Source organism: Rhodopseudomonas sp. BR0C11 (genome assembly GCF_010820945.1).
Classification (GTDB): Bacteria; Pseudomonadota; Alphaproteobacteria; order Rhizobiales; family Xanthobacteraceae; genus Rhodopseudomonas; species Rhodopseudomonas palustris_H.
Genome location: NZ_QTKI01000147.1, coordinates 1 through 10,675 on the forward strand (window position 1 = coordinate 1; position 10,675 = coordinate 10,675).

At 61.2% G+C, this 10,675-nt stretch carries 12 protein-coding genes; 7 read left to right on the forward strand and 5 right to left on the reverse strand.

Annotated features, from left to right (window positions below; genetic code table 11):
* Positions 1–469: GNAT family N-acetyltransferase (locus DYI24_RS13205; protein ID WP_164572611.1), on the forward strand; the 469-nt coding region annotated here is incomplete at its 5' end.
* Here the strand turns inward: DYI24_RS13205 and DYI24_RS13210 are convergent.
* Positions 442–1,737: a serine hydrolase domain-containing protein gene (locus tag DYI24_RS13210; RefSeq protein WP_205523503.1), complete on the reverse strand. Its 1,296-nt coding sequence runs from the start codon at positions 1,735–1,737 to the stop codon at positions 442–444. The genes DYI24_RS13205 and DYI24_RS13210 overlap by 28 nt on opposite strands.
* A gap of 78 nt (positions 1,738–1,815) precedes the next feature.
* The gene (gene queC, locus DYI24_RS13215) at positions 1,816–2,529 is read right to left on the reverse strand and encodes a 7-cyano-7-deazaguanine synthase QueC (protein ID WP_164572623.1); all 714 of its coding nucleotides are present in this window, start codon (positions 2,527–2,529) and stop codon (positions 1,816–1,818) included.
* 116 nt (positions 2,530–2,645) lie between these two features.
* Here queC and mazG point away from each other — a divergent pair, with 116 nt between their 5' ends.
* From mazG to DYI24_RS13235, 4 genes are all read left to right on the forward strand, one after another.
* A complete protein-coding gene (gene mazG / locus DYI24_RS13220; RefSeq protein ID WP_164572612.1) occupies positions 2,646–3,470 on the forward strand; it encodes a nucleoside triphosphate pyrophosphohydrolase in 825 nt (274 codons plus the stop codon).
* Positions 3,471–3,548: 78 nt separating this feature from the next.
* Positions 3,549–4,844 carry a hemolysin family protein gene (locus DYI24_RS13225; protein ID WP_164572613.1) on the forward strand — a complete coding sequence of 432 codons (1,296 nt, stop codon included), beginning with the start codon at positions 3,549–3,551 and terminating at the stop codon, positions 4,842–4,844.
* Positions 4,841–5,203, forward strand: coding sequence for a hypothetical protein (locus DYI24_RS13230; RefSeq protein WP_164572614.1), 363 nt, complete (start codon positions 4,841–4,843; stop codon positions 5,201–5,203). Before DYI24_RS13225 ends, DYI24_RS13230 begins: the two co-directional genes overlap by 4 nt.
* A gap of 763 nt (positions 5,204–5,966) precedes the next feature.
* Positions 5,967–6,452, forward strand: coding sequence for a hypothetical protein (locus DYI24_RS13235; protein WP_164572615.1), 486 nt, complete (start codon positions 5,967–5,969; stop codon positions 6,450–6,452).
* A 570-nt stretch (positions 6,453–7,022) separates the two neighbouring features.
* Here the strand turns inward: DYI24_RS13235 and DYI24_RS13245 are convergent.
* On the reverse strand, positions 7,023–7,544 hold the full coding sequence (locus DYI24_RS13245; RefSeq protein ID WP_164572617.1) for a hypothetical protein: 522 nt from the start codon (positions 7,542–7,544) through the stop codon (positions 7,023–7,025).
* 361 nt (positions 7,545–7,905) lie between these two features.
* Positions 7,906–8,256, reverse strand: coding sequence for an ATP-binding domain-containing protein (locus tag DYI24_RS28790; RefSeq protein WP_502706340.1), 351 nt, complete (start codon positions 8,254–8,256; stop codon positions 7,906–7,908).
* Here DYI24_RS28790 and DYI24_RS28315 point away from each other — a divergent pair.
* Positions 8,203–8,391: a hypothetical protein gene (locus DYI24_RS28315; RefSeq protein ID WP_164572619.1), complete on the forward strand. Its 189-nt coding sequence runs from the start codon at positions 8,203–8,205 to the stop codon at positions 8,389–8,391. The genes DYI24_RS28790 and DYI24_RS28315 overlap by 54 nt on opposite strands.
* A gap of 390 nt (positions 8,392–8,781) precedes the next feature.
* On the opposite strand, the gene DYI24_RS13260 is transcribed toward DYI24_RS28315, so the two are convergent.
* A complete protein-coding gene (locus DYI24_RS13260) occupies positions 8,782–9,282 on the reverse strand; it encodes a single-stranded DNA-binding protein (RefSeq protein ID WP_164572620.1) in 501 nt (166 codons plus the stop codon).
* Positions 9,283–9,812: 530 nt separating this feature from the next.
* Here DYI24_RS13260 and DYI24_RS13265 point away from each other — a divergent pair.
* Complete coding sequence (locus tag DYI24_RS13265; RefSeq protein ID WP_164572621.1) at positions 9,813–10,568, forward strand: outer membrane protein; 756 nt, start codon at positions 9,813–9,815, stop codon at positions 10,566–10,568.
* Positions 10,569–10,675: the final 107 nt, after the last annotated feature.

The following is a 10,675-nucleotide window of genomic DNA, read 5'->3' on the forward strand; positions in this document are numbered from 1 at the left end:
CAGCAAGCTCGATCAGTTTCAACGCGCGCGCATCGCCGCGCTCGGCAAGCGCTACGTACTCGACCAGCCGGCCTATGCGCGGTTCTATCGCGAGGTGTTTTCGCGCGGCCAGGCGATGCTGTCGGTGATGGAGTCCGGCGACTCCGTCGTCGCGGTCGCCTACAGCCTGCTGCATCGGCAGAGCTGCACGACGGTGCGGCTCGCGAACGCCGGCGCAGAATGGAGCCGTGGATCGCCCGGCATTGTGCTCGCGAGCGAGATCATCCGTTGGCTGATCGACAACGGCATCGAGCAGTTCGATCTCGGCGCCGGAGGCTACGACTACAAGAAGCAGCTCGGCTGCGAACCGCAGCCGCTGCTGGTGCTGGAGAAGGCGCTGACGCTGAAAGGCCGAATGGCGCTGTCGGCGTGGTCGACCTATACGGGCGGCCGCTCGCTGGTTCAGTCGCTGACGGCGAAGGCGTCGTAAACCAGCTTCTTGAACATCGGCAGCACCCGGCCGCGTTCTGTCTCGGTCTGCTGCATCAGGATGTAGATCATGTCGAGCGACGGATCGACGCCGAAATAGGTGCCGCTGCCGCTGTCCCATTTCAGCTCGCCGATCGAGCCCGGCGCCGGCGGATTGGCCTCACCCGGCTCGACACGCACGGCCAGACCGTAGCCGTAACCAAAGCCGTCGCCGGGAAAATAGAAGTAGTCGCTTTCGACGCCGGAGCCGGGACCGATCTGATCGGTGGTCATCATCTTGAACGCCGCAGGGCTCAGATAGCGACGGCCGTCGAGCTCGCCGCCTTCCAGCAGCATCTGGGCGAACCGCGCGTAGTCCGTGACCGTCGACAGCAGTCCGCCGCCACCCGACTGCCATTCCGGATGCGCGCGGCGCTGCCGCTCGGCATCGGCCAGCACGGTATCGGTGGGAAATACCGCGGCCATCCGCTCCTGCTCCGCCTCGGTTCGCAGCACAAAGCTGGTGCTGGTCATGCCGAGCGGATCGAACAGCCGGTGTTTAAGGAAATCGTACAGCGGCTCGCCCGACACGATCTCGATGACGCGGCCGAGCACGTCGGTCGAATGGCCGTAGCGCCACAGCGTGCCGGGCTGGCGCGCCAGCGGCAGCCGGGCCATCCGATCCGCGAACTCAGCATTGTCGAATCTGCCAGCAAACAGGTTTGCCTGCTGATACGCCGCCATAATCAGTTCGCCGCCGATATACTCGTAAGTCATTCCCGAGGTGTGGCGCAGCAGATCTTCGATCGTCACCGGCCGATCCGGGTCGACCAGCTTCAGCGCCGGCTTGCCGTCTTCGACAGTCTCGATCCCGACCTTCACGTGCGCGAACGACGGAATGTACTTCGCCAGCGGATCCTGCAGTCCGAGGCGCCCTTCATCGATCAGCATCATCGCCGCGACACTGGTGATCGGCTTGGTCATCGAATGCAGCGCAAAGATCGTATCCGGCGTCATCCGGTGACGCCGCGCGGCGGTACGCCAGCCGAAGCACTGCAGATACACCGGTTTGCCGTGCTGCTGGATCAGCACCACGGCACCCGGCAGCTTTCCCGACGAAACTTCATGATCGAAGAAGGCGCTGAGCCGCGCCAGCTTCTCAGGCTTGGGACCCGCCGCGGCACTACCGGGCGCGGCTGCGAGCCGCACCGTCCCAGCAGGCATGGTCAGCGCCGCGCCGATCGCTTGGAGAATCTGGCGGCGGCGAATCGAAACGAACGAGCGCGGCATGGCGAGCCTGTCCGTAGCGTCGAGACGCCAGCATTAGCACGCGCACCGTTGCGGCTCGATGATACGAAAGAGTCCGGATCAGATGCCCGAGGCGTACTCAATCCAGCCCTTGGCGCGCAGCCGGCATGCCGGACATTCGCCGCAGCCATAGCCCCAATCGTGACGCGCCCCACGCTCGCCGAGATAGCAGGTGTGAGAGTCTTCGCGGATCAGATCGACCAACGCATCGCCGCCGAGCTCTTGCGCGAGCTGCCACGTGGCGGCCTTGTCGCGCCACATCAGCGGTGTGTGCAGCGTGATGTCGCGGGCCATGCCGAGCGACAGCGCCGTCTGCAACGCCTGGATGGTATCGTTGCGGCAGTCCGGATAGCCGGAGTAATCGGTCTCGCACATCCCGCCGACGATGTCGGTGATGCCGCGCCGATACGCCAGCGCTGCCGCGAAATTCAGGAAGATCAGATTGCGGCCGGGCACGAACGTGTTCGGCAGGCCATCGGCGCCCATCGAGATCGCGACGTCGCGGGCCAGCGCGGTGTCGGCGATTTGCGCCGGCGTCGGGATCGTCAGGGTGTGATTGTCGCCGAGCTTGGCGGCCCAGTCGTTGCTGATGGCGCGGAATCCGTCGAGCAGGCGCGCGCGGCATTCCAATTCGATCAGATGCCGCTGGCCGTAATCGAAGCCGATGGTCTCGACGCGGGCGAAGCGCGCCAGCGCCCAGGCCAAACAGGTCGCGGAGTCCTGCCCGCCGGAGAACAGCACCAGCGCGGTCTTGTCAGATGAATGGTCGGTCATGCGCATGGCTGTAGCACCGCGCGGCGGGCGCGCCAAATCCTGCGCGATTTTCGCTGGGATGGCGGCGCCGGTTGCGGCATAGGAGACAAAACCTCCTCCTGCCCCGGACCTGCGCCATGACCCCTTCCCGCGATATCGCCCGCCTGATCGAGATCATGGCTGCGCTCCGGACCCCGGTGACCGGCTGTCCGTGGGACCTCGAGCAGGATTTCGCGACGATCGCGCCCTACACTATCGAGGAAGCGTTCGAGGTCGCCGAAGCGATCGCCCGCCACGATCTCGACGATCTCCGCGAGGAACTCGGTGATCTGCTGTTGCAGGTGGTGTTCCACGCACGGATCGCCGAAGAGCGCGGCGCCTTTGCGTTCGGCGACGTGGTCGAGGCCATCACCCGCAAGATGATCCGCCGCCATCCGCACGTGTTTGCCGATGCCGAGGGCAATTTGACGCCGTCGCATGTCGAGGGTGTCTGGGACCGGATCAAGGCGGAGGAAAAGGCCGAGCGCGCCGCCCGCCGCGGCCTCACTGAGCAGCCGTCGAGCTCAGTGTTGGCCGGCGTCAAATCCGGCCAGCCGGCGCTGTCGCGGGCGATGGATCTGCAGCGCAAGGCCGCCAAGGTCGGCTTCGACTGGAACGATCCGCGCGCGGTGCTGGCGAAGATCCGCGAGGAGACCGACGAGATCGAGGCGGCGCTGGACCGCGGCGATCAGGCGCACATTACCGAAGAGACCGGCGATCTGTTGTTCGCGCTGGTCAACCTCGCCCGCCACGCCAATGCTGATCCGGAAATCGCGCTGCGCGGCGCCAACGCCAAATTCGAGCGCCGTTTCGCCTATATCGAGCAGGCGCTGGCGGCCCAGGGCCGCTCGCCCGATGACGCGACGCTCGCCGGGATGGACGCGCTGTGGAACGAGGCCAAGGCGACCGAAGCGACGAAATAACGCCGCCCGGTTCCGATTCCGGCCGCGACTTCCTATCTATGCTTGCACGAAAACAACGCAGGGGGTCGCGCGAGCATCATGCTCTCGGTGGAATTGGCAATCGTTGTCGTCCTGATCGTCGTCAACGGTCTGCTGTCGATGTCCGAACTGGCGATCGTTTCCTCTCGCCCGGCGCGGCTCTCGATCCTGGCGCAGCGCGGCGTTCGCGGAGCCCGGCAGGCGCTCAAGCTGAGCGAAGATCCGGGCCGGTTTCTCTCGACCGTCCAGATCGGCATCACCTTGGTCGGCGTGGCGTCCGGGGCGTTCTCCGGCGCGACGCTGGGCCAGCGCCTGAGCGACTGGCTGGCGGCGACCGGCGTGCCGTTCGCCGATATCATCGGCGTCGGCCTGGTGGTGACGCTGATCACCTACGCGACGCTGATCGTCGGCGAGCTGGTGCCGAAGCAGCTTGCGCTGCGCGACCCCGAAGCCGTTGCGGTGAAGGTCGCGCCGGCCATGGCGCTGCTCGCCAAGATTTCGCTGCCGGTGGTGGTGGTGCTCGACGTCTCCGGCAAGGCCATGCTGGCGCTGCTCGGCCAGAGCGGTGAGCCCGAGGACAAGATCTCCGAAGAGGAGATCCATAGCCTGGTGCTGGAGGCTGAGACCGCCGGCGTGCTCGAGCCGGGCGAACGGCAGATGATCGCCGGCGTGATGCGGCTCGGCGACCGCCCGGTCGGCGCGGTAATGACGCCGCGGCCGGAGGTCGACATGATCGACGTTTCCGATCCACCGGAAGTTATCCGCGCCGCCTTTGTCGAGAGCCCGCATTCGCGGCTGCCTGCGACCGACGGCGATCGCGACGACCCGATCGGCATCATCCAGGCCAAGGATGTGCTGGAGATCTATCTGCGCGGCGACACGCCGGATTTCCGCACGCTGGTCCGCGACGCGCCGGTGATCCCGGCCTCGGCCGACGCCCGCGACGCCCTGCTGATGCTGCGCAACGCCTCGGTGCATATGGGGCTGGTGTACGATGAATTCGGCGGCTTCGAGGGCGTGGTCAGCACCGCGGATATCCTGGAATCGATCGTCGGCGCGTTCAGCTCCGAAGACGGTCCGCCGGAGCCGGCGGCGGTGCGCCGCGACGACGGTTCGTATCTGATCGCCGGCTGGATGCCGGTCGACGAATTCGGCGATCTGCTCGGCATTTTGGTGCCGACGCCGCGCGATTATCACACCGTCGCCGGTCTCGTGCTGTCGCATCTCGGCGCGCTGCCGGGCGTCGGCGACAAGTTCGACTTCCAAGGGTGGCGGTTCGAAATCCTCGACCTCGATCACCGCCGGATCGACAAGATCCTGGCGAGCCGCCTGCCCGACGACGAAGCCTCGCCATGACGCCACCGGTCGCACGCGGACGAGGCGATGCCCGCGCCCTCGCCGCCGTGCGGCTGCTGCACACCGCGATCTGGGCGTTCTTTGCGTCCTCGATCCTGGTGATCCCTGTGACGGTCTGGCTCGGACAGCTCGTGGCCGCGCTGTGGCTCAGCGTCTTCGTGTGGGGCGAAGTTTTGGTGCTGGTGCTGAACCGGATGCGCTGTCCGCTGACGACGCTGGCGGCGCGCTACACCGACGACCGCGCCGACAATTTCGATATCTGCCTGCCGCGCTGGCTCGCCCGCTATAACCAGCGGCTGTTCGGCACGCTGTTCGCTCTCAGCCAATTCCAGCTCGGCTGGGCGCTGCTGATAGACTGAGCCGGTCTCTCTCAGCCCACAAACGACGACGGCCGCCGCGATCGGGGCGCGGCGGCCGTCGGCTTGTGTCCCATCCCCGCCGGGCGCGGCCGGAACGGAATGGCTGAGAACGGTGGACTTAGAACGGAAGAGTGCAGGACAGATCGTAAACCGTGTGTGTTAGTGCTTGATTCATCTGCACGACTGTTTGAAAGGTTGATCGGCTGTGTCAAATGCAGGTCGCGCTTCCTCACAACGCTTGATGCATCGATGAAAGCGCAGTTGGCTCGGTTCCGCTGACGCATCCCTGTCCGCCTTTCATGTTCCACCTACAGACGAATTGAGGCTATAAGACTAACTACGCTTTGTGCGCGACGAGTCTTCGCGTTCGTGAACCTCAATGAGAGGCATTGTAAGGAGCGGGCATTGGTTTGGGGACCAAACATCGAGAGAATCGATCTGAACAAGGTCGCAGGCACGCAGCGCCCCCCAAGAATGATCACTGGTTCCGAACAGGTCGCTATTGCTGACGAAGCATTCGGCGTCGTCCTAAAAGCCAGCAGTCGACTTTCGACTACTTTGAGGAAACTGGAGGACGCTGAGAAGCGATATTGCGTTTTCGGGGGGGGGTGGTTGCGGGACACTCTCTCGGCCCACATGTACGGAACGCTTCTACCGAGAGATGTCGATTTGGTCGTGTCGGACGCCGATGTCACGACGTTGATTCGTCTGTTTTGGGCAGACACGTTTGAAAACCGGGCCGGGACAAATCTCGATCGAGCCTATGCCCCCCACTGAACTTTTTCAGGCCCTTGCGAGAGTCCGTCACTATGACAGAGCAAGATTCGAAATCCTCGATCTGCCGCTTACCGAAGCGCTTCGCGTGAGCCAAGCACGAGTAAAAGAGTTTAAGCTCCTTCAGGTTGCAGACCTGATAGACGAACTAGCAGTCTCCCATCTTGAATTGTTTACCCCGTGTCGTTACCGCCTGCCGGGTGATTCGACCAGCGTCATAACCCCACCGGTGGTCGAGACAACTTCCCGGGGGCTAGTAATGATTGAGGGCCATACTCGTGCATTCTATGCCGCTCGGCAAGGCATGACACACCTTAAGGTAATTGTTGCGCATGACGTGAAATCGGCATTGCCGGTTGAACCGCGTCCATTCACCGATCTAAGACTGGCGCACGAGACGATTGAGTCTGCAGCTAACATGCCGGGCAACAACCCGTCCCTAATGCGCAACATTGAAAACGCTCTGCATCCTTGATGGCCAGCAAGTACTTTGCGGAAAATAGAACAGCTCCGTATTTGAAATACGGAACCGATTTTCTTAAGCGATCTCGCGAGAAAACGAACCTGCTGCAATTAGGCCGGCAAACTAGCTATCCTGTCAGATTAGTGAAGCGGCGTCACAGCAGAAGATATAGAAACCGTTCCTCCCACACTTGAGGCAGATGTTGCCGTTGGGCAAAACGCCATTTCCGTTGCATGGTTCGCACTTCTTTTTCTCTTAGTCCATCCCATGTTTGATGACATTCAAGACTGTTAGCGTTCAACAAAACATCAGCGACCTATCGTCGAGCACGCTCCAAGTCGCGTTCTGCCGCTTGCAGTTTTTGCTTGGCATCAGCGGTGTTATACTTCCAACGGCGAACTTCATCATCAAGCCTGCTCGACCTGTCCGAGTCTCGATTGCTCATCAACGCACGACTAGCGTGGTCCAGTTCACCTTCGCAACGTCGCAACTCGCGCTCACAATCAGCAACCTGACGCTCTAGAGAACGTAAATCTTCCATTTAACTCTCCCAATTGCGTAGCAGCAGCTAGCAACGAATACTCACCGCCCCTCTTCTGCAAAATGGTCAACAGACCACCTTGCTATAACTCCTTCGAACTTGTCCGAATCCTTCCACTTGTTGACATAATCGAGGTGGTCAAACCAAAGGGGATCGAGATCCATTCGAATCTTATCTGCAACCGTGGGGAATTCGGGAACAAATTTTTCAGAACAATTATTGCGTGCAAACAACTGAGCGCGTCCATCGCAGTTGAGCATTCTCAACATGCGGTCCGCGCCCAAGGTGAAAAGTCCCTGCCAGTCCTTCTCCATGTCCTGAAATGAACCTAGTCGATCGCTCCAAAAGAAGTGCTTAATGCAAGCCAACTGTTGCGGTGACATGGAAGCAATATGCCGGATGCCAATCTGTTGATAGTGGGATGGCATATGAGAAATCCGCAATTTTCTCGCTTGAGAAAACGCAGCCTTCATATTTGTAAATAGTGTCAGTACATCCTCTGGATTTTCCAAAGCAGGCCAACCATGCATAGATATGTCAAGGTGGCCATCATCGATCGTCAAGGTGATTTGTTTCTCAATATGACTTCTATTCACTGCCGCGCCCCTGAATCTCTAGCAATTGTGGGCATACCCTATTGGCCGTGTTTCACTTGCGGTCTCGCTTCACAAAGAAGTTCCACCTGCTAGTGAATTTTCCCTGAACCTTGCCGCCGATACTAAATTCGAAGCAGCTTATCCACGCAAAGCTAATGTCATTTCATTCTCTTGACTAATATGATTAGCAAGAAATCAGTTGATACTTTAGTTGGAACATCAGCGGGACCGATGTATCCGATGACCGATCGCGCTTGATGGGACGTATAATTGCTTCCCTCGTTCTTAGCCTCACCCCAACATTCCGATGTCGCTTCCGAACGAAAGATCAACGATTCATCGCTAGCGACGGTTTGCACCTCGACGCATCAATCAATTGGTAGAGATATGTCTCCCGACTACCAGCGTGGCTACCTCGCTCCAGAGCAGCCCGCAGCACCGACGAGTCACCGACAAGGACCGTAAGATCGACCGCCCTGGTAACGGCGGTGTAGATCAGCGACCGATCGAGGAGCCGGCTATTCGTGAATGGGAAGATTACCCGTCGAAAGCTGGACCCCTGAGCCTTGTGGACCGTAATTGCGTAGGCCAACGTCAGATCGTCCAGAGCAGCTCCTGAAAGTTCATGCCGAACACCGTCAAAGTCCGCAACGACGACTTCTCCTCTGATTTCCGCCACCTTGCCGAGGCTGCCATTGCGCAAGTCGCGACGGTAGTCATTTCGGAGAAACATGACTGGCTCACCCTCAGCGATGTGCCGCAAAGGATGGCGTTGTCGGCCGAGAGCAATGATCTCGTGGAAGCGGCGATTTAGCGCCTCAGTTCCAACGGGACCCGCCTTGAGGGCACGCCCACGGCTAGACCGGAACGATTCGTTGCTGGAGAAGGCTTCGCAGTGTTCTGTTCAGGACGGCTGATGGCCGCCATCCAACGGTAACGAGTTGATGAAGGGCTAACGACATCGGTCATATCGAGTACGCCCTTAAAACCCAACGAAGTCCCCCATAGCGTGTTGTCGTGCCATGAAGCCAATTTGAGCAGCAACCCATTGGTTTAATTAGGCAAGCGGGATCGAATTTACTGTCGACGTTTCCCGGATTTTTGGTGCCTCGGACGAACGGGCTACGAACCGATGCGCAACTTCGTACCCCGTTCATAAAACGAGATAAAGTTCGTATAATTTACATTCTATTCGTCCTGGACTCTAGAACGGAATGTCGTCGTCCATGTCGCTGCGGCCGCCGCCGCTGCTGACCGGCATCGGCCGGCGTCCGCCGCCACCACCCGACGGGCCGCTGGAGCCGAAATCGCCGCCGGAATTGTCGTCGCCATAGCCGCCGCCACCGCCGCCGCTGCGGCCGTCGAGCATGGTCAGGTTCGAGTTGAAGTTCTGCAGCACAACCTCGGTGCTGTAGCGCTCAGCGCCGCTCTGGTCGGTCCATTTGCGTGTTTGCAGCTGGCCTTCGATGTAAACCTTCGCGCCTTTTCTCAGGTACTGCTCGGCGACTTTACACAGCCCTTCGTTGAAAATCACGACGCGGTGCCACTCGGTCTTTTCCTTGCGCTCGCCAGTGGCGCGATCGCGCCAGGACTCGGAAGTGGCAATCCGCAGGTTGGCAATCGGACGCCCGTCCTGGGTCCGCTTGATCTCCGGATCGGCACCGAGATTCCCGACCAGGATCACCTTGTTCACGCTACCCGCCATCGACGTCTCCTCTCAAAACCATACTGACTGCGCGGCTCCGCAACCGGCCGGCGACCGCCCGCCGTCCTGCTCCGCCGCTGCGGTCGCGCCCAAGCTGGCGCGAGCCGTCCCAGTCTCAAGCGATTACGCTGTCGTCGCCGCTACGCCCATACGTCCACCAGCGAAAACGCCCGTCGGACGGGATTTATCCACCGGAACGATCTCGGCCAGCTTGTTCTATTTTTGTTCCAAAGTGGAGTGCAAACTTCAATCGCGCTGGAGCGTCCGCATGTCACCCGGCCTGCCGTGGCTGCCGGGCGGCCGTGTCTCAGCGGTGACCCGCAATTACTCGCACCTCTCTTAGGCGAACTATCCATGGTTTTAGGAATCACATTTCGCTCGCGACTGTTGCATTTCCGCGACGGCGCGTTGCTCGCATAGCGTGTATGGTGGTCACGTGGAATTTCGAGGGGCGCTCGCGCTTCTCGCTCCGCGGCGGGGACACCGCGGACCGAGAGCCGGTGAAAGCACAGACGAACCGGGGGATTGCGATGAAGAAATTTCTGTTGGGGACTATCGGTTTGATCGCGCTAGGCGCTGCGCCGGCGATGGCTGCCGATCTCGCGGCTCGTCCTTACACCAAGGCACCGCCGATCATTGCCGCGGCTTACGACTGGTCCGGCTTCTACGTCGGCGCCAACGGCGGCTGGGGCACCAGCCGCAATTGCTGGGATTATCTCGGCACCACCGCGACTCCGGCAGTGGCGCTCGGCGAGGGTTGCCACGACGCCTCGGGCGGCACGGCCGGCGGTCAGGTCGGCTACAATTGGCAGATCAGCACCTGGGTGTTCGGCGTCGAAGCACAGGGCAACTGGGCCGACTTCAAGGGCTCCAACGTCAACCTGCTCGGGGGCGGTGCGAGCACCAATCAGACCAAGGTCGACGCGTTCGGCCTGTTCACCGCTCGCGTCGGCTACGCTTGGAGCAACGCTTTGCTCTACGTGAAGGGCGGTGCTGCGGTCACCAGCGACAAGTACACCCGGTTCATCACCGCGACCGGCGCTTTCAACGACGACGCCAGCGAGACCCGCTGGGGTGCGACCGTCGGCACCGGCCTCGAATACGGCTTTACCCCGAACTGGTCGTTCGCCGTCGAATACGACCACCTGTTCATGGGCGGCCGCGACCTCACCTTCTCGCCGGTCGCCGCCAACGTGACCAACGTCTCCCACATCAAGCAGGACGTCGACGTCGTCACCGCCCGCATCAACTATCGCTGGGGCGGCCCGATCGTGGCGCGCTACTGAGTTCGCGTCGGCTGATTTCAGTCGCGCTTGCGGAAGGCCGGCCTCGCGCCGGCCTTTTTGCGTTCGGACCGATGCAGCGACCTCGCGTCGGCCGCGGCAGACCGCGG

Coding starts and splice junctions, on each gene's coding strand:
- mazG (WP_164572612.1), top strand. CDS start 2,646: ATGACCCCTTCCCGCGATATCGCCCGCCTGATCGAGATCATGGCTGCG.
- queC (WP_164572623.1), bottom strand. CDS start 2,529: ATGACCGACCATTCATCTGACAAGACCGCGCTGGTGCTGTTCTCCGGC.
- DYI24_RS13265 (WP_164572621.1), top strand. CDS start 9,813: ATGAAGAAATTTCTGTTGGGGACTATCGGTTTGATCGCGCTAGGCGCT.
- DYI24_RS13260 (WP_164572620.1), bottom strand. CDS start 9,282: ATGGCGGGTAGCGTGAACAAGGTGATCCTGGTCGGGAATCTCGGTGCC.
- DYI24_RS13235 (WP_164572615.1), top strand. CDS start 5,967: ATGCCCCCCACTGAACTTTTTCAGGCCCTTGCGAGAGTCCGTCACTAT.
- DYI24_RS13225 (WP_164572613.1), top strand. CDS start 3,549: ATGCTCTCGGTGGAATTGGCAATCGTTGTCGTCCTGATCGTCGTCAAC.
- DYI24_RS13230 (WP_164572614.1), top strand. CDS start 4,841: ATGACGCCACCGGTCGCACGCGGACGAGGCGATGCCCGCGCCCTCGCC.
- DYI24_RS13210 (WP_205523503.1), bottom strand. CDS start 1,737: ATGCCGCGCTCGTTCGTTTCGATTCGCCGCCGCCAGATTCTCCAAGCG.
- DYI24_RS28315 (WP_164572619.1), top strand. CDS start 8,203: ATGCCGAACACCGTCAAAGTCCGCAACGACGACTTCTCCTCTGATTTC.